Source organism: Bradyrhizobium jicamae, assembly GCF_001440395.1.
GTDB classification, from domain to species: Bacteria; Pseudomonadota; Alphaproteobacteria; order Rhizobiales; family Xanthobacteraceae; genus Bradyrhizobium; species Bradyrhizobium jicamae.
In genome coordinates, this window is the sequence record NZ_LLXZ01000162.1 from 83,592 (window position 1) to 102,340 (window position 18,749).

Genomic DNA, 18,749 nt, shown 5'->3' on the forward strand with positions numbered 1-18,749 from the left:
GGGAGGCGTCCGTGACCGTCTCCGACCAGCTATCCCCCAGACTGGCCGCGCTGCTGCCGTCGGCCTCCGTCGAAATCTCCTCGCGCGGGCATCAGCTTGCAGAACTGCGCGACCATTTCGCTGCTGGTACCGACGTCACGATCACGTTCCTGCCGGGCGACCATTACCGCCACAATGTGGAAACCGCTACCGCGCTGCGCCGCGCCGGCTACAATCCGGTGCCCCATATCGCTGCGCGTGAATTGGCCTCACGGGAAGCGCTCGACGATTTCCTGGCGCGTGCGCGAGGTGAAGCCGGTGTGTCGCGCATCCTGCTGATCGCAGGCGACGTCGCCGCCGCCAAGGGCCCGTTCAAGTCGACGCGCGACATCTGCGTCAGCGGCTTGATCGAGGCGCACGCGGTCTCGTCCGTCAGCTTGGCCGGTCATCCCGAGGGCCATCCATTCCTCGAACTTCCTGACGCCATGAAAGTGCTCGGCGGTTGGCGCGACTGGGGACGGCAGACGAAAACACGAGTCGATATCGTCACGCAGTTCTGCTTCGAGAGCACGCCGATCCTGCAATGGATCGGTGCCCTCGATCGCGCCGGCATCGATCTTCCGGTCATTATCGGCCTGGCCGCGCCGGCGACACCGGCGACGCTGACAAAATTCGCGCTCCGCTGCGGCATCGGCAATTCCATGCGCGCGCTGCGGGCCCAGATCGGCCGGTTCGGCCGCCTGCTGACAGATACCGGGCCGGATGATGTCGTCAGGGGATTGCGGTCGGCACCGCCGGCTGCGACCGCATCAATTGCGGGATTCCACCTGTTTCCGTTCGGTGGCCTGCGCAAGGCCGGTGCGTGGCTGCGCGACACCGAACACGGCCCGCTCCAGCACGTGGAGCGGGCCGCGATCTCGCACGCCGGGCTTCAGAACCCGTAGAGCTGCGCCGGGTTGTCGACCAGGATCTTCTTGCGGACCGCCGCATCCGGCGCCCACACCGGAAGCTGATTCAACAGCTTCCCGTCGTCGATCTGAAACAGCGGCGTGACGTCGGTGACCTTTTTGCCGGCCGGTGTAACCGAATCCGGATGCGGCCAGTCGGTGCCCCAGACGATGCGGTCGGGATTGGCCGCGATCAACGCCTTGGCGAACGGGATGCAGTCGGTGTATTCGGCGCCGAGTTTCGAGGAGCGATAGGCGCCGGAAATCTTCACATAGGCCTTGCCCGACTTCACGAGATCCACGAGATCGGCAAAGCCCGGCTGTTCGACGCCAAGCGCCGCCTGCGCGCCGCCGAAATGATCGAACACGACAGGCACCGGCGAGGCCATGACCAGGTCCTTGACCGCTGAAATCATCGCCGGGTTGGTGTAGATCTGCACGTGCCAGCCGCGCGCCTTCATGCGCTCCACGGCGGTCGTAAATCGCGGCCGCGCGACGTTCGGATCGTTGACGCCGCCGGTTGCGAGGTTGAGGCGGACGCCGCGAATGCCGGCCTTGCCCATCAGATCGAGATCGCTCTCGGACGTCTTATCGTCGATCACGGCGACGCCGCGCGCAGTCGGTCCCCGCGCCGCCATGCCGAACAATGTTGCCGAGTTGTCGGTGCCGTAGATCGAGGGCGTGACGATCACCACGCGCTCCATCTTCAGCGCCTTGTGCAGCGCGGTCATTTCCTCGGGCGAAGCCAGTTCGGGCGTGTAGACGCGGCCGGAGAAGAACGGGAATTTTTCGGGATCGGGGTGAATGTGGGTATGGCAGTCGCAGGCACCCGCGGGAACGTCGAAATTCACCGGCGTCGCGGGCTGCGCCGCTTTGGCAGAGGCGGTTCTGTTATTCATCAATACTCCGGCTGCGATGGAGGCAAGCATCATACTGCGTCGCGTCAGCATTGGTGTTCTCCCTGGATATTGTTGTTGATTGTTGGCGTCTGGACAGGGCCTCGGACCCGTCAGCTCCAGCGTTCTCCCATCCTCGGCGCCGGGCGTGCTTCGCCCGCTGAGCGGCCGGGAGCTTATCGGGAGAAGTGCGGCGCGGGAAGGGCAGCCGTACTTCGGGCTATCGGCTCAGTAACGCAGCCGGTCCATCGAACCGGAAGACGCCTCGATTTGACTAATCATCCGCCCGCCCGGAATATCTCGCTCCCTTCTGGAATCACTTCATGCGAAAATTTTCACAAAAGTTCAAAACCGGCGCGTCGGTCGTTGCCGTGGTCGTCGTGTTGCTCGGCATTTACAGCTATCGCAAGCTTCAGGCACTGGCCGCCGATCCCAACGGGGAAAAGGATTGCGGGCCGGCGGTTGGCGGTGGTGAGCAGGCGAAAATCGACCTGGCGCGGATCAAGGCGATTGCGCCGCTCAAGGACGTGAAATGGTCGCAGCTCGGCGGCAGCATCAATGATGCGAGCTGCCTCAGCAAAACCGAGATCTACGGCGTGGTCGATGTCCGCAGTGTCGACGACATTGCCAAGACGCTGGCCTTCGCACGCGACAACAAGCTTTCCGTCACCACTGCCGGCGTGCGCCACAGCATGGGCGGGCACGCCTTCCGCAAGGGCGGCATCGTGCTCGACATGCGCGGCTTCAACAAGATCGTGCTCAACGAGAGTTCGCGATCGGTCACGGTGCAGCCGGGCGCGACCTGGCACGACATCCAGAACGTGCTGCACCCGCGCTTTGCGGTTCGCGCCATGCAGTCTACCGACATCTTCACCGTCGGCGGTTCGATCTCGGTCAATGCCCATGGCATGGATCATCAGGCCGGCGCGCTCGCGAAATCGATCAGGTCGATGAAGGTGATGCTGGCGGACGGGTCGCTGCGCACGGTGTCGGCGACCGAGAACCCGGATCTGTTCAACCTCGTGGTGGGCGGCTATGGCCTGTTCGGCGTCATCGTCGAAGCCGAGCTCGATATCGCGGACAATCTGGTCTACCAGACCGGCCGCCGCATGATGGACTACAAGGAATTCCCGGCGCTGTTCGCCAAGGAGATCGAGAAGGACGGCAATATCGGCCTGATGTACGGCCATCTCTCGACCGCGCCAAGCTCGTTCCTGAAGGAGTTGCTGCTGTACACCTACACCAGGGTCGACGGTACCGATTTCAAACGCCAGCCGCTTGGCGAAGTCAGCGGCACCAAATTGCGGCGGCTCACCATCAACCTGTCCAAGCAGGGCGCGCTGTTTCAGGAAATGAAGTGGCTGTCCGAGAAGCACATCGAGCATCGCATGGAGAGCTGCACGGTGACGCGCGCGCAGGCGATCGGTTCGGCGGAGGCCTGCCTCGTCAACCGCAACGACCCGATGCACGATTCCGTGCCCTACTTGCGCAACTCATTGCCCGACGATACCGACATCCTGCACGAATACTTCATCCCGCGCAGCCAGTTCGTTTCGTTTGTCGACGGCATGCGCAAGGTGCTGACCGACAACAGGACCAATCTCCTCAACGCGTCGGTGCGCGTCGTGCATCAGGAGAACAATTTCCTGACCTATTCGCCGGAGCCGGCATTCTCGCTGGTGCTCTACATCAACCAGACCACGGACGATGAGGGCAATCGGCGCATGAAGAAGGCGACCGAAGAACTGATCGACCTCACCATCGCGCACAAGGGCCGGTTCTTCCTGCCGTATCAGCTCTACTATTCGAAGGATCAGTTGCAGCGCTCGTATCCGCAGATCAACGACTTCTTCGCGGCGAAGCGGAAGTATGATCCGGGCGAATTGTTTACGAATACGTTTTATCAGAAGTACGCGTCGTAGTTCTGCCCGTCATTGCGAGGGCCAACGGGCCGCGCGTACTCGCGCGCGATCCGGCTGCGGGACGCAGCAATCTAGATCTTTCCGAAGCTAGGGCGGACCGCGCCGTAGTGGAGCGATATGCCCTGAATTACTTCCGCTTTCGACGGCATCACGGACGTAGCCGGACTTGCTGCTGACTCGACCCGGTCGTGAATGACCCCAACCGGACATGTTTCGGCAATTATCTCGGACGCTTGCGCTGATCGGGCATGGCCCTGATTTCATTGATTGCTGCGAGCAGGGAAGTATCCTCAAGCGGCTTGAGCAAGTACGACTCGGCTCCAGCGGCCTCGCATTGGTCGCGCATTTCGGCCTCGCGACTTGCGGTAATCACGATGGTCGGAATCCGGATACCTGCGCGGTTGAGGTGGTGTTGCAGCTCAAGGCCGCTCATTTCCGGCATCTGCAGGTCAACGATCAGGCATTCGGGCAACTCGTCGGAGGTTTTTTCGGGCAGCGATGCCAAGAAGTCTTGGGCCGATACATACGTCCTGACTTCAATCGCGCGCAGCCTCAGGAACCGGGCCAAGGCTTTCAGGACTGCCGGATCATCGTCTACAATTGCAATCCAAGGCGAAGATTGCGTCATCTGGGAACTATCCGCTACGTCGCTGACAATTGTCGAGCTAGCCCAAGGTCCACTGTCGCAACATCGCAGCTACGATCCGCCAGCGGTAATTCCGGCTCTCTCGGCCAAGCGGACGAGGTCGGCAACCGAGCGCACGCCGAGCTTGCGCATCATCCTGCCGCGGTGGAGCTTTACGGTCTTCTCAACGGTTCCGATATCGCTTGCGATCTGCTTGTTGAGCCGGCCGGCGACTACATGCGTCATCACCTCGCGTTCCCGGGACGTTAGCATCGCAAGCCTGGCGTTAATCGAATTCAGGCTGGCGTTCGCGGTCCGGTTTTCGGCATCTTCCTTTTCGGCGCGTAAAATGGCGGCGAGCAAGTCAACGTCGCTAAAGGGTTTGGTCAGGAAGTCGACGGCCCCGGCGCGCATCGCCCGTACGGTGGTTGGGATATCACCCTCTCCGGTCAGGAAGATGACCGGCCGCTGCGATCCTTCCGCGGTCAGCGCATGCTGCAGCGCCAACCCGTCCAGTTCGGGCATGGCGACATCGAGTACGGCGCAACCGGGTACTGATGCGTCGTGACTTGCAAGAAATAACTGTGGCGAAGTGAATGAGCGGACCTCATATCCCCTTAGCTGCAGCATCCGGTCGAGCGCTTTGAGCACGCCGGCATCGTCGTCGACCAGGAAAACTGTAAACGGACGGTTCGTCATTGCGCCGCCATCATGACACGGGCGGGCAGCGAGAACTCCGCGACAGCGCCGCCGCCGTCATCATTTCTCAGATTGATCGTTCCTCCATGCTTGCGGATGATCGTCGAACAAATCGACAAACCGAGTCCCAAGCCATGGTCTTTGGTGGTGAAGAACGGCGCGAAAGCCTGCTTTCCGTTAGCCATCTTGATTCCAGGTCCATGATCCCTGATGAGGACCTGAATGTCTCCGGCCGGCTTCCGAAGGGTGCGGATCATCACGCGTCGTTGAGGGACGGGCGTCGCCGACATTGCATCCACTGCATTCACAGTCAGGTTTAGCAGCACTTGCTGCAGCTGCACGGAATCGCCAAACACTACGGGGAGGTTCGTCGCAAGGTCGGTCTCGACCAGCACTTGCTGGCGGATCAACTCGTTGCGGAGCAGCGCCGTGGTCGAGCCGACCAGTTCGTTGAGATCTACCGCCTCGGACCGGGGCTTGCCCTTCTTGAGCAAGCCGCGTAACCGCTGGACGACTTCGCTGGCGCGCTTACCCTCGCTGACAATGTCGAGCAACGTGTTGCCCATTTCGGCGCGGTTTATGGAATCCTGGTCGAGCAGAAACAGCGCCGACCGCGCGTTGGTCAGCATCGCGGTTAGCGGCTGGTTGACCTCATGGGCTATCGCGCCCGATAGCTCACCCATGACTGAAACCCGCATCAGATGGGTGACTTCCTGATGCTGCAGCTCCGCCTCGATTTCTGCGGTTTTCTGGTCGGTAATGTCCACGAAAAGTCCACTGAGTTGTTCCGGCGTTCCTTCAAAACGAACTCGCACCCTGATCCAGCGCACCTCGCCACCGGGGTGGACGACGCGAACGTCGGTCAAGGCGGCCTGTCCTCTCAACGCCCCCCGCAACGTGGCTACGGCAGCGCGCCGATCCTCGGGATGCACGGCCGCAATGAACGACTCGCGCGTGAGGGGAACTCCCTTCCCGAGGCCGAACATCGAGCGGCAATGTTCGGTCGCCCACAACTCGTCCGTCGTCCGGTCGAATTGCCACAAGCCAGCATTCACGGAAGCGGCGGTAAACGTCATGCGCTCCTCGCTTTCCCTGAACGATGCCTCGGCTTGCCGCCGTCTGCGGCGTTGAAACAACAGGCCCGCCACGGCCATGGATTGCAGCGCAATGACCAGTGCGATTCCAGAAATCAGCAGGTAATGTTGCTCCCAAATGCCTGGTACATGAAACATGACCACGCTATCGGGCGGCAGGTTAGTCTGCTTCAGGTTCCATCGCTGCATAGCTCGCTCATCGACGCGGAAGGCCAGCTCAGGATTGACCCGCGGAGGAATTTTGGCGACGTCCGTGCCCGAGAGAATTTCGAGGACAATGTCGGCAGCAGTTGTTCCGACCGACTTGTATGTATCGGTATATCCTCCGACAACGCCGGTGCCGAGGTAGGTCTCAAAGAAACCATACACCGGAACGGGGGATGCTGTTGCAATCGCGGCGGCTACGTCTCTTGGGACCAGGCGTTTGCCCTCACTGTCCGAAAAGTGAGTGAGGAATACGACGATCGTGTCAGGCGGCAGCCGCGATACGTCCGCCAGTAGCCGTTCATACGGAAGGTCAAACCAGTAAGCCGTCTCCAGTTTTGTACTTCGGCCAACAATGACCTTCTGCATCCGCTCGCGCCAGCGGCCGCTGACGCTGTCACTTCCACCGATCACCACAAGCCGTCTTGCATCGGGCTGAAGGCGCTCTGCGAGTTCCAGCGTCTTCTCCAGGTTATATTCGGTAATCACCGCAGTGTAGCCAGGCGGCAGCTGCAGAGACTCGTAGGTGGCGCGCGTTATGTCGGAAAGCACAACAGGGACACCAGGCGCGATCATGTCGCGGTATTTGATCAGAAATGGTGCCCCCCCAGGGCCGATCACTACAATTGGCATATTTTTCGCGCAGGAAATCGGCCATACGAGAGGCGTGAGCTGCGTCCGGGCGCCGTGCCAGATCGAGGAAATCCGCTTCGATTTCGACGCGTCTGGAAGGTGCTTCGGTTAATCGCTGGCGAAGAGCGTCCGCAATGAGCGTGTTGGCAGGAAAGGTGAAATTGAATGCATGCAGGATGAGAACGCGCTGCGGGCGGTCTTGCGCGCGGGATATAGCAACTGATCCCAGAAGAATGAGGACGACCAAAAAAGATACGCCGCGCGGATGTGGCGCGTATTTGACCCTGGGCCCAATACTTCGATGGTCAGCCCGCACTACGGTCGATCCGGTCTAGTAGAAATCAATACTCAAATTAAAACATAGGGTTGTGCCTGTCGAGCCCAGCCGACTGCGGCGGTTTGTCGACGGGTTTGAAAATTACACACATTTTGCCGGATTTCGACTTCACGCCAGTTTCCGCGCGCTCCCATTCGCTGTTGAGAGCTTATGGCGGCAGCGTGACGTCATACTCGCGCGAAGTTGGGACCTCGCACAGTCAGGGCTACCTGCTGGACCAAGGTCCATCTTTTTTCGGACGATAGCGCCGACTACGACATGACGCTCGAATGCGAAGCCGCCTGAAGCATCGTCGTGACCCGAGCGCAGTAAAGGTCATCGGCGCAGGCGGGAAAACAATCTAGGGTGCCGTCGAAGGCGGCGTGCCTGAACTAGGAGCATGCGCAATGAAAACTAATAAGCATGTTTTTCGCTACTCGCTGGCCGCTTCGCTCACATTGATAGCCGCGACGTCACAGGCGCAAGAAGCAAAGGGCTGGGACCGCACGGTCAGAACCGCCGATTATCTGGAACCTGCGATTCCACGTCCAACTCAACAACAAGCGGCCTTGGAAAAGTTACGGCAGGTTGAAGCCAGGACCGGACGAAAACCAAACATTCTGATCGTACTCGTAGATGACATGGGTTATGGCGACCCGGGTGCATACGGGGGCGGCGCGATGCTTGGAGCCCCGACGCCGAATATCGATAGCCTCGCCGCCCGCGGGCTGAAGCTAACGTCGGCCTACGCAACACCGGTCTGCACTCCCTCGCGTGCGGCTTTGATGACGGGCCGCATTCCGGCGCGGAGCGGCCTTACGCGACCTCTTCTTGCAAGCGATAAACCAACCAAAAACCCGTGGGCCGACGAGGTCACCGCAGCGAAATTGCTGAGCCAGAACGGCTACGTGACCGGCTTGTCCGGCAAGTGGCATATCGGTGAAGCCAAAGGGATGCAGCCGCAAGATGTCGGCTACGACGAGTTCCGCGGCTTTCTGTCGGTCGTCAGCGAATACACGCAGTACATGAACCTTGCAAAGTATTCGCAGCTGATGCTCGACGCCGAACGCTTGAAGACGTTCAAGGGCTTGAGCGAATACAACGGAATCGTCGAAGGAAAGAAGGGCGGCGATCTGAAGATTGCCTATAAGCTAGAGACGCCCCAGCAAATGGGGAACGTCGATCAGGACTTCGCCAACTTTTCGGTGGACTTCATCAAGCGCGCTGCGCAGGCCAGGAAGCCGTTCTACCTGATCCATGCATTCGCCAAGGTTCACTTCGATAACTATCCCGGCGACGGGTATCTTGGCCGCAGCGCTGCCAAGTTGCCCTACAGAGACGCTGTGGTCGAGATAGACGACATCGTTGGCCGTCTGACCAAAACCCTTGAAGAAACCGGACAGGCCGACAACACCTTGGTTTTCTTCACTTCCGACAATGGTCCTGAGGAAGATTCCTATCCTGACTCTGGTTTCACGCCTTTCCGGTCCGGTAAGGGGACGACCTGGGAAGGCGGCGTGCGAGTGCCCGGCATTGCTTATTGGCCCGGCGTGATCAAGCCGGGGCGCGTCAGCGATGGACTGTTCGATCTCATGGATTTGTTCAATACGTCGCTCGCTCTGGGAGGTATCGAGAACAAAATTCCGACGGAACGCTATATCGACGGCGTCAACCAGACGGCATTCTTGCTCGCTGACGATGGCGACACTTGTCGTCAGGCAGTGTTTTCCTACAATCAGGCCGATTTCTCGGCAATCCGCTGGGCAAACTTCAAGGGCTACTTCAAGGTTGTGCAATCCGAGCAGCCCTTCGCGAACATCAGCATGTCAACCTACGGGCCCATAGCAGTTGCACCTTGGATATTCGACGTCTATCGCGATCCCAAGGAGCGTCTCACTCGAAGCAATGGCGACTACGAGTGGCTCTACGGTCCCATTCTCCAATTGCAGGCCGCTCACGCAGCTACTTTCGTCAAATATCCGAAGAAAGACATCGGGTTGGGAATCGGCGGCGGCGGCGATCCTCGCTAGTTGGCTGGGGGGCGTTGATACCCTCCGATCTGCAGTTTTTATGCGAAATCCAAAGCCGCCTTTCGGCGGCTTTTTATTGACGCAACTTCCCTTTGCCACTTCCGCTTCTGGCTGCGAAAGTTGGTCGCTATCGGAGCATAGCGGACTCTGGCAAGGCAGATTTATGAGTTCGCGGCCTGGCTCAAAGATGGATTGCTTCCGCCTTCGCCAAGGCTTCGGCGGACAAGTCGCTTCGCTCGTAATGACGGTGACAGGCCGGTGCAACCGCCGGCCTGTTCGGCGTCCAGCACCAGCAGCGCGCCCGCGGCATAGAGGCGAGCGACAAAGTCGGCATCGTCGGAACGCGCGATAGTGACGTAATCACTCGAGGCGAGAACACGCCCATTTGCCTTTGCGATGGCTGTCAGTGCCTGCGATGGCGGACCGATGACGGCCATCGACTTGCCCGGGGCCGAGCCGAAGGTCAGCGCAACGACTACTGCGAGCCAGCCGCCGATCACGAGTGCAATCGCGCCGGCAACCCGACCCCATCGCCAACCCTCACGTTGCTGCTCGTCAGTAATCATAGAAGTGCTCAATGCTTGCACCCCTGGCCTTGAGCTCGCGGTTGATATCGACAAGTCGGTCGATCCTTGCCTTCAGGCCCGCGCGGCGGAAGCCGGGCCGTGCATCCAATTCCAACGAGAATAGTTCTGTCGTGCCCTTGATGTCGAGTTTGGCGGCATCGGGGGCAATCACGGTGATGAGGATGTCGTGATTGCCTGCGATCTCCGCAACCCCATAACCCTGATCCAGCAGGCCCTTGAGGATGTCGGTAAAGTCCTTGTAGCGCGGCGTCTGCACCAATTGCCATTGCGGGGTCAGCGCGCGGATCGGCTTGATGCGCGGCTCCTTTGCCAGCACGTCGGGTGGCAGTGTCGCGACTGCAAACATGATGTCGCGGGGCTCGGTGTCGCCGCCGGCGTCGAGTGCCTTCTGGATCAGCGAGGCATAGCCGATCTTGACGAAATATTCGGCGCCGAGCGCGAAGTCGCGCTCCCATGTCCGCAATGAACTCGGCGTCGGCGCGGATATCGCCATCAGGCCGTCGAGCTTTTCGCGGAACGGATATTTGTACCAGGGGACGGTGTAGAGGAAGGCGGCATAGTCCTGCAGCACGGCGCGGCCGAACTCGTCCTGCGGGGTGCGCTTCTCGCCCCTGATCCATTCGAACACGCGACCGATGGTGTTCTCGTAAAACCCCTTAACGGCGTATTCGACGGAGTAGCTGATGCCGATGATGTAGATCATCGTCTTCACTTCGGCGAGCGATTCTCCCGTCGCAGGCACCGCGCGGTTGATGGTGCAGAAACTTCGCCAGAATCCGAAGATGTGGCCGAGATAGCCAAAATGGCTTTCGCTGGAGCGGTCGAGGAAGCGGCCGAATTCCTCGAAGGAATAGACGATGTACCATTCGGGAAAAGTGAAGAACGTGTTGTTCAGCTTGCGCCGGTAGCCCGCCTCATCGATCGCGGGCAGGGTAACGGCGGGTGCGCTCGCTGCCGTTGTGCCGGACGACGGACGGCACGTGCCCTCGATATAGGCCAGCGGCAAAAGCACCGTCAGCGCAATCAGGATTGCGACGACAGCGAGGATGCGCCGCAGCCATTTAAGCATGAACGGCGGTCCGCGTCCGCGGCGCGAGCAAATAGCCGATCAGGATCGCCACGCCGCCAAGGGCGAGATGCGGGGCGTTGGCGAAGAACCGCGTCGAAAGCGGCAGGTTGAGGACGCCGTTGATCAGGATGCCGAAATCGAGATAGCCGCTGCCGGTGAGCAGGCCGAGCATGCCGTCGGCGAAATAGAACACGCCGAACAACTGAAAGAACAATTCCGAGGCGCGGCGCGAGGTCATCGCCCCTGCGGCCGCCCATAGCGCCGAAACCAGATGCAGCCCGTCGGCGTACCACGTGCGGCGGAACAGGCCGAAGATCATGTCATTGGCGTCGATGAAGGCCGGGATGTAGCCGGTGAGGATCACGAAGCCGAGCAGGGCGGCATAGCCCCAGGCGCACAGTCTGATGATGTCCATGATGTCTCCGGCAGCAATCTGTAAGGCTTGTCGAATCTTTGCCAGTCTAGAGTTTTGCAAGCGTCTTGAGCAGGGCGTCGTTGAACATGCCGGGATCCTCGATCTGCGGAATGTGGCCGAGTCCGGGCAGCAAGGTGAGGTCCGTTTCAGGCGGCAGCAGCGTCTGGAGATCGCGGGCCTGTTCGACCGGCGTAATCGTGTCCTTGTCGCCCCAGAGGATAGCGACCGGGACTTCCAGCTTGGCATAGGCCGTGCGGTCCGCGCTTGCCGCGTTGGTGTCGCTGCCGAGGAAGTAGTAGAGCCAGTCGGCGATGTCGCTCGTGCTGTCGCGCTGGGCCAGCGGCCTTTGCAGGATCGCGACATATTCCGGCAGCGCGCGCTCCTTCTTGGCGATCATCGATTGCAGCAGCGTTTGCGTCGCGATCGGATTGATGATGGTAAGCGACACCAGGATTTCGCGAATCCATTGTGGCTGGATCACCCAGGGTGCGGCCGATGGCGTGGCCGTCAATCCGAGGGCCGCATCGACCAGCACCAAGGCGCGCGCCCGATCCGGATATCGCATCACCAGCTCAGTCGCGGCACCGGCGCCGAAGGAGTGGCCGACGATGATGGCGGGTGGGGCCTCCAGCGTATCGAGCACGTCGTTGATCCGGGCAGCTTGGTCCTGCCGCGTATAGTTGCCGGGACGATCCGAGAATCCGAACGGGGGGAGATCAAGGGCAATCACATGAAAGCCGGCGGATGCCAGCGCGTCGCTGGTCTGCCGCCATAGCTCGCTCCACGCCGCCGTGCCGTGAAACAGCACCACGGGAATGCCGTTCGCGGGGCCTTTCTCCTGCACGAAGACGCCGCCCGATCGTGTCGGCACCAGATGGCCGGTCGTTGGCGCAAGTTGAGCGCGCATGCCGGTCTCGCGTATCGACGCCGCCATGCGAAACGAGGTGATCAGAAGGATAATCGACAGGACGAGGATCAACAGGCCGTTGGCCGACCAGCGCAGGATGTTTGAAACCACGAGGCCTCGCAAGATCCATCGAAATAAAACGGGGCGGGAACCCCTGAGTCTTAAAACAACGCCGGTTACTGGCGACTGAAAATACCCGACATGATCAGCGTCCGGTTAACACCGGGAGAAAATACAACCTACTGTCCGGATGGCGTCCGCAACCCGTGCCAGGCGTCGCGCACCTGATGGTAGTGCACCTCAGGCAGATAATCCGGCGTGTTGAGGCCGAGATTCTTGACGTCGAGCCGGCCGATGGCGCTGAGCAGCGTATAGGAGGCGATGACGCGATCGCGCTGCGCGCCGATCAGCCGCGCCTTGGCCAGGATCAGGTCCTGCTGCGCGTTCAGCACGTCGACCGTGGTGCGTTGCCCGCCGGCGGCCTCCCGTTGCACGCCCTGCAGCGCGACGGTGGCGGCGCGGACTTCGGCTTCGGATGCAGAGACCGCAATCTTGGCGCCCTCGTTGGCAACCCAGGCGCCGACCGCGGCGGTGCGGGCCTGGTTGCGGACCTGGTCCAGCACCTGCCGGCTTTGAGTCGCGATTTCCTTGGCCTGCCGGGTCTGGGAGGCCGCCATGCCGCCATCATAGATCGGCTGGGTGAGCTGGCCGGTTATGGAAGCCTGGTCGGTCCCTGCGCTGCTCAGGGTAGGGTCGGACTGCCTGCTGCGGCTGGCGCTGCCTTGCAGCGTGATGGTCGGCATCAGGCTGCTTTCGGCGACGCGGATCGACGTGGAGGCGACATCGAAATCGAAGCTTGCCGCCATCACCGCCGGATGCTCCCGGAACGCAAGACCGGTGGCATCGTCGCGGCTGCGCGGCAGCAGGCGGTCGATGGCATCGGCAGTGCGGAGCTGGTTGGGCGCGTTGCCGATGACCTGAAGATAAGTCGCCTGGCTGACGGCCAGATTGACCTCGGCGGCATTCAGATCGGCGCGCCCCCGGCTCAGACGTGCCTCGGCCTGCGCGGTATCGGTCGGCGTGACGTCGCCGGCATTGAGACGCTTCTGGGTGATGCCGAGCGTTTCCTGCAGGAACGCCACGTTGGCGCGCTGCGCTTCGACCAGCGACTGGTTGGCGAGCACGTTGGTATAGACCGTGACCGCATCGAGCAGCACGCCCTGGCCGACATTGCGCAGCGCTTCGCGGCCGGACTGCACCTGCAGCTCCGCCACGCGGACGCTGTTGGCAGTCTTGAAACCGTTGAACAGCGTCTGGGACACAGTCACCCCGATGGTCCAGGGCTTCAGGTTCGCCGACTGGACGGTGTTGTCGGGCAGCAGGTTGCGCACGGCCTGAAAGCCGGCGGAAAGCGTCGCGATGATCTGCGGCCGATAGCCCGAGAGCGCCTGCGGCACGTTCTCGTCCGTCGCGCGCTGGCGCGCCCGTTCGGCGTTGAGGGCAGGGTTGGTCTGGTAGGCCTTGGCCAGCGCGTCGGGCAGGCTTTCGCCATGCGCGGCCGGTGCCGCGAACACGAAGCAACCTGCCGCAAGGCAAATGCTCGATTGAAGCAACCGCCTCGTAACGTAGCCAATGCTAACGGCGCGCCTTGCCATTTGATCCCGTAGTCAACACGAGAACGTGATGACCCTGCTTCGAGTCATCCCGCTCTATCTTCCTGTTTGGCATGATCTTCAGGAAATGCCGGTTAGCCGTCATTCCCGGATCATGCGTTGCTCGCCCACCCCCGCCCGACAACCCCGGCTCGTCTACCTGTTTAGGGGGCGTCGTGGCCACAGGCAAACTGCCGCGCGACATCAGTACATTAATTTGGTGAAATCCGTGCTTGGCTGTTGCCGGTTCGTCACAGACGAAGTTCGGCGACAAATGCGCTATGCTCCGATAGCTGGCGTCCGACTCAGGGCGGTTGGCTTCCAAGCTACGCCCGGGTCCGCGACTGATGCCAAAACTGTTTTCCGACCCCGAAGCGATCGCGGAGGATATCATCCGCGATGTCGGGACCGACCTCGTGGTCGGCTTGCCGCTCGGGCTCGGCAAGGCGAACCATGTCGTCAACGCGCTGTACGCGCGCGCCGTGGCCGACCGCTCGATCAAGCTCACCTTGTTTTCGGCGCTGACGCTGGAGAAGCCGCGGCCCTCAAGCCTGCTCGAACGGCGCTTCATCGGACCGGTGATCGATCGCCTGTTCGGCGGCTATCCGGACCTCGCCTATGCCGATGCCCTGCATGCCGGCGAACTGCCGCCGAACATTGAGGTGATCGAGTTCTTCTTCCTGGCCGGCAAATGGCTGCGCGTGCCGTACGCGCAGCAGCATTACATCTCGGCGAATTATACTCACGCCTCATCCTATCTGCTGACGCGCGGGCTCAACGTCGTCACCCAACTGGTGGCGAAACGCGTGGTCGATGGCGTGACGCGCTACAGCCTGAGCTGCAACACCGATACGTCGCTCGACATTTTGCGTGCCCGCAATGAGGGACGGGCATCGTTCAAGCTGATCGGCCAGGTCAATTCAGAGCTGCCGTTCATGCCGGGCGCCGGCGACCTGCCGGGCGATGAATTTTCTGCGGTGCTCGATGGTCCTGCGACGGATTTCCCGCTGTTCGCGCCGCCGGCCGAGCCGGTCAGTGACACCAAATATGCGATCGGGCTGCATGCCGCGAGCCTCGTGCCCGACGGCGGTACGCTGCAGATTGGTATCGGGCAGGTCGGCGATGCGCTGGCGCAAGGGCTGATTGTCCGTCACCGCGACAATGCGCAGTTTCGCGCCATCATGAAGCGGCTCGGGCCGGGCAGCGAACCTGCGCAGACGGGTCCGTTCGAGAAAGGGCTCTATGGCGTCAGCGAAATGCTGATCGACGCGTTCCTCGGCCTGATCGATGCGGGCATTCTCAAGCGCGAAGTCGATGGCGCCGTGCTGCACGGGGCATTTTTTCTCGGGCCGAAATCGTTCTATCGCGCGTTGCGCGAGATGGCCCCCGATAAGCTCGCGCGCATCCAGATGATGCCGGTGTCATTCACCAACCAGCTCTATGGCGACGAGGATGCCAAGCGCCGCGCGCGGATCGATGCGCGCTTCGTCAACACCGCGATGATGGCGACGCTGATGGGCGCTGCGGTCTCCGACGGCCTCGAGGACGGCCAGGTCGTCAGTGGCGTCGGCGGCCAGTACAATTTCGTCGCGCAGGCGTTCGCGCTTCAGGGTGCGCGGTCAATTCTCGCACTGGAATCGACACGGCCGGCCGGTCGCAAGACGCTCTCCAACATCCGCTGGAATTACGGCCACCAGACCATCCCGCGGCATCTGCGCGACGTGTTCGTCACCGAATATGGCGCGGCCGATGTCAGGGGTAAATCGGATGCCGAGACCATCGCGGCGATGCTGGCGGTCACAGATTCCCGCTTCCAGGATGAACTGGCCGGGATCGCCAAGGATGCCGGCAAGCTGCCGAAGACGTATGAAATTCCGCGCAGCCACCGCGAGAACTTTCCGGAGCGGATCACGGCGGCCCTGAAACCTGCGCGCGAGGCCGGGCTGCTGCCGTCGTTCCCGTTCGGCAGCGATTTTACCGAGACCGAGCAGCGGCTGATCCCGGCCTTGCAGTTGCTTCGTGAGGCGCAGCGGACGCCGCTGCTTCTGCCGGGATTGCTGTGGCAGGGAATGACGCAGCCGCCGGATGCTGCCAAGCGCGAATGCCTGAAGCGGCTCGGCCTCGATCGCCCGACGACGTTTGCGGAGCGCGGCTATCGCGCACTAGTGAATGCGGCGCTGGCGAGGACGAAATAGCGAGACGATGAAAATATCGAAAACAACCCCATGCAAAGTAGCTGTCGTGCCGTAGGGTGGGCAAAGCGCAGCGTGCCCACCATTGTTTGCACCGGATGCTAGAATGGTGGGCACAGCGCTGTGCGCCTTTGCCCACCCTACGAAATCGAGCGAGGCCTACCTGTTCTTGTTCACCGGCTTGCGCTTCTCGATGAAGGCGGCCATGCCTTCGGCGCGGTCTTCCAGCGCGAAGGTCGAGTGGAACAGGTTGCGCTCGACGTTCATGCCTTCCGAGAGCGGCGTCTCGAACGCGCGGTTGATGGCTTCCTTGGCCATCGCGGCTGCGGGGCGCGACATCGAGGCGATCTTTTCGGCGGCCGACAGCGCCTCTTCCATCAACTTGTCTGCCGGCACGACGCGGCTGACCAGGCCGGAGCGCTCGGCTTCCGCGGCATCCATCATGCGGCCGGTGAGGCAGAGATCCATCGCCTTGGACTTGCCGATCGCGCGCGTCAGCCGCTGGGTGCCGCCGATGCCGGGGATGGTGCCGAGCGTGATTTCGGGCTGGCCGAATTTGGCGGTGTCGGAGGCGATGATGATGTCGCACATCATGGCGAGCTCGCAGCCGCCGCCGAGCGCATAGCCACTGACGGCCGCGATCGTCGGCTTCCGGCAGGTCGCGACACGATCGCCGCCGATGGCGGTGAAGTCGCTGGAGAACATGTCGATGAAGCTTTTCGGCTGCATCTCCTTGATGTCGGCGCCGGCGGCGAATGCCTTTTCGCTGCCGGTGAGCAGGATGCAGCCGATCTTGTCGTCGGCTTCGAGATCATCGACAGCCGCCGCAATCTCGCGAAACACGCCGAACGACAGCGCGTTGAGCATTTTCGGCCGGTTCAGCGTTATGATGCCGACCGCGCCTTTGCTCTCGACAATGATGTGTTCGAACGTCGCCATGATCCACCCCGGGTAGCTGATTTGCGGGCAATGTGCCCGCTGCCGGGGTGGGCTTCAAGTGGGCGGTTCCGGTTCCGGATGCGCCTTGCCGCGCCCGGAACGGAAGGCCGCTACGCCATGAACATGCGCGCGGCCGACGCCATCGTCAGCAGGGCGCCGAAGGCGATGAAGATCTTTCCGATCAGCGAGGTCTTGTCCAGGGTGGAGCTGTCGTTGTTGGCGGCCTGAGCGGTCGCTTCCGATGCCGGTTTGGCCGCCGAAGCCATCGCGACCGTCTGCGTGGAGGGGGTCTCGGGCGAGCCCACCTGGAGGGCCCGATCGACATCGTTGAGCTGGTCGGAGGCAACCACGGCGGCTTCGGCCGGGGCCTCGGCGTCTGCAGGTTTTTCCGCCGCCGCCTGCAGGACCGTATTGGCCTTGTCGGACATCGCCGCCGACATCCCCTTGGCGCTGTCGGCCGGCGCATCGGCGGCGGTCATCTGGGCGTTGGCATTGGCGAGCCACCCGGGGATCGCGGGCGGAGCGCCGTTCGCCTCGGCGACCTGCTTCTCCTCAGGCTTCTTCGCCTCGTTGCTCTCGTTGGATTTTTCAGCCGCGCGCGTGGTTTTGCGATGGGCGTCACGCTTCTTCGGGGAACGCGAATCTTGCCTGGCGGACTTGTCGGACGTCGCGCTTTCCGATTTCGAGACGGCGGCGGCGTCATCTGCGCCCGCGGCCATCGCCGGTAGCGGTACTGCGAAACCTACCAAGAACCCTGCCGCAATAATCAAGGCCGCGCTGGCTTTGATTGTCATTACCGAATCTCCCCATTGGCCGCCGCCCAGCGGCGAAATGAGACCCTGCGGATGTCCACAGCGCGGCAGAAAAAGGGAATCTTCGGGCAACACCCGGCGAAAGCTGGGCAATCCTGTTGCAACCGACCGGATGCGGGCCCGCGCAATCGATGTTATGAGCCTGCCGTCGTGCAGTGGGCGGTCGAATTCTTCGGACAGCGGCCAGCTCCGGCTGCGGCCTGGACCTTCTATCACGACTTCGTGATCGAGGCATCCTGACGTAACAAATTGAAAGATCGACCGAATTGCAGGGTAGGAGCGCGGGTGCGCGAGCGGGATGACGAATGGACCGGCCTGATGCGGTCGGCCATCGCAGGCGACAGTGCGGCGTATCATCGCCTGCTCAAGGCCGTCACGCCGGTGCTCCGGGCCGCGGCGCGCCGTGGCTTGGCGCGGGCAGGGCAACCGGTCGATCAGTCCGAGGACATCGTGCAGGACATTTTGCTGGCGGTTCATCTGAAGCGACACACCTGGGACGTCAGCGCCCCGTTTGCCCCGTGGCTGTTCGCCATCGCCCGGAACAAGCTGATCGATGCGTTGCGCCGCCGCGGCCGGCGCATTTTCGTCGATATCGACGATTTCGCCGAGACGCTGCCGGGTGAAACGCCGGCCGAGACCGCATCGCCAAGCGAGGTCGCGGCCCAGCTTCAGACGCTGCCGGCGCGGCAGCGCGATGTGCTGCAGGCGATCGCGGTCGACAGCGCCTCGATCAGGGATACGGCGGCGAAATTTTCGATGAGCGAGGGCGCGGTGCGGGTGGCGCTGCACCGGGGGCTGACCAGCCTGATGGCCAAGCTGCGGGAACGATGA

16 protein-coding genes are annotated in these 18,749 nt (G+C 61.9%); 5 read left to right on the forward strand and 11 right to left on the reverse strand.

Translation table 11 applies throughout. The features are described 5' to 3' along the window. The first annotated feature begins 11 nt into the window (after positions 1–11). Positions 12–923 (forward strand): methylenetetrahydrofolate reductase, encoded by a 912-nt coding sequence (locus tag CQ12_RS27460; protein WP_057838413.1) that lies wholly within the window; start codon positions 12–14, stop codon positions 921–923. Here CQ12_RS27460 and CQ12_RS27465 read toward each other — a convergent pair. Further along, entirely contained in the window at positions 911–1,876 is a 966-nt protein-coding gene (locus tag CQ12_RS27465; protein WP_057838414.1) for an amidohydrolase family protein, read from the reverse strand. The two genes, CQ12_RS27460 and CQ12_RS27465, sit on opposite strands and share 13 nt — an antisense overlap. Before the next feature lie 269 nt (positions 1,877–2,145). Between CQ12_RS27465 and CQ12_RS27470 the strand changes: the two genes are divergently transcribed. Further along, on the forward strand, positions 2,146–3,744 hold the full coding sequence (locus CQ12_RS27470) for an FAD-binding oxidoreductase (RefSeq protein WP_057838415.1): 1,599 nt from the start codon (positions 2,146–2,148) through the stop codon (positions 3,742–3,744). A 220-nt stretch (positions 3,745–3,964) separates the two neighbouring features. Here the strand turns inward: CQ12_RS27470 and CQ12_RS27475 are convergent, their stop codons facing one another. From CQ12_RS27475 to CQ12_RS27485, 3 genes are all read right to left on the reverse strand, one after another. Next, positions 3,965–4,372 carry a response regulator transcription factor gene (locus CQ12_RS27475; protein ID WP_057838416.1) on the reverse strand — a complete coding sequence of 136 codons (408 nt, stop codon included), beginning with the start codon at positions 4,370–4,372 and terminating at the stop codon, positions 3,965–3,967. Positions 4,373–4,441: 69 nt separating this feature from the next. Then, positions 4,442–5,068, reverse strand: a complete 627-nt coding sequence (locus CQ12_RS27480) for a response regulator transcription factor (RefSeq protein WP_057838417.1) — start codon at positions 5,066–5,068, stop codon at positions 4,442–4,444. Further along, a complete protein-coding gene (locus CQ12_RS27485; RefSeq protein WP_057838418.1) occupies positions 5,065–6,999 on the reverse strand; it encodes a sensor histidine kinase in 1,935 nt (644 codons plus the stop codon). The genes CQ12_RS27480 and CQ12_RS27485 overlap by 4 nt, the downstream gene beginning before the upstream one ends. 723 nt (positions 7,000–7,722) lie before the next feature. Here CQ12_RS27485 and CQ12_RS27490 point away from each other — a divergent pair. Continuing rightward, a complete protein-coding gene (locus tag CQ12_RS27490; RefSeq protein ID WP_063799823.1) occupies positions 7,723–9,345 on the forward strand; it encodes an arylsulfatase in 1,623 nt (540 codons plus the stop codon). Between the two features lie 161 nt (positions 9,346–9,506). Here the strand turns inward: CQ12_RS27490 and CQ12_RS27495 are convergent, their stop codons facing one another. From CQ12_RS27495 to CQ12_RS27515, 5 genes are all read right to left on the reverse strand, one after another. Beyond that, a complete protein-coding gene (locus CQ12_RS27495) occupies positions 9,507–9,845 on the reverse strand; it encodes a hypothetical protein (RefSeq protein ID WP_057838420.1) in 339 nt (112 codons plus the stop codon). Positions 9,846–9,900: 55 nt separating this feature from the next. Further along, positions 9,901–11,001: a hypothetical protein gene (locus tag CQ12_RS27500; RefSeq protein WP_057838421.1), complete on the reverse strand. Its 1,101-nt coding sequence runs from the start codon at positions 10,999–11,001 to the stop codon at positions 9,901–9,903. After that, complete coding sequence (locus CQ12_RS27505) at positions 10,994–11,416, reverse strand: hypothetical protein (protein ID WP_057838422.1); 423 nt, start codon at positions 11,414–11,416, stop codon at positions 10,994–10,996. The genes CQ12_RS27500 and CQ12_RS27505 overlap by 8 nt, the downstream gene beginning before the upstream one ends. A 46-nt stretch (positions 11,417–11,462) precedes the next feature. Further along, entirely contained in the window at positions 11,463–12,434 is a 972-nt protein-coding gene (locus CQ12_RS27510; RefSeq protein WP_057838423.1) for an alpha/beta fold hydrolase, read from the reverse strand. A gap of 128 nt (positions 12,435–12,562) precedes the next feature. Continuing rightward, complete coding sequence (locus CQ12_RS27515; RefSeq protein ID WP_057838424.1) at positions 12,563–13,978, reverse strand: TolC family outer membrane protein; 1,416 nt, start codon at positions 13,976–13,978, stop codon at positions 12,563–12,565. A 344-nt stretch (positions 13,979–14,322) separates the two neighbouring features. Between CQ12_RS27515 and CQ12_RS27520 the strand changes: the two genes are divergently transcribed. Further along, positions 14,323–16,170 carry an acetyl-CoA hydrolase/transferase C-terminal domain-containing protein gene (locus CQ12_RS27520; RefSeq protein ID WP_057838425.1) on the forward strand — a complete coding sequence of 616 codons (1,848 nt, stop codon included), beginning with the start codon at positions 14,323–14,325 and terminating at the stop codon, positions 16,168–16,170. Between the two features lie 156 nt (positions 16,171–16,326). Here the strand turns inward: CQ12_RS27520 and CQ12_RS27525 are convergent, their stop codons facing one another. Both CQ12_RS27525 and CQ12_RS27530 read right to left on the reverse strand, forming a co-directional pair. Further along, positions 16,327–17,106, reverse strand: coding sequence for an enoyl-CoA hydratase (locus tag CQ12_RS27525; protein ID WP_057838426.1), 780 nt, complete (start codon positions 17,104–17,106; stop codon positions 16,327–16,329). Positions 17,107–17,216: 110 nt separating this feature from the next. Continuing rightward, a complete protein-coding gene (locus CQ12_RS27530; protein WP_157088535.1) occupies positions 17,217–18,011 on the reverse strand; it encodes a hypothetical protein in 795 nt (264 codons plus the stop codon). Between the two features lie 192 nt (positions 18,012–18,203). Between CQ12_RS27530 and CQ12_RS27535 the strand changes: the two genes are divergently transcribed. Next, positions 18,204–18,749, forward strand: coding sequence for a sigma-70 family RNA polymerase sigma factor (locus CQ12_RS27535; RefSeq protein WP_057838428.1), 546 nt, complete (start codon positions 18,204–18,206; stop codon positions 18,747–18,749).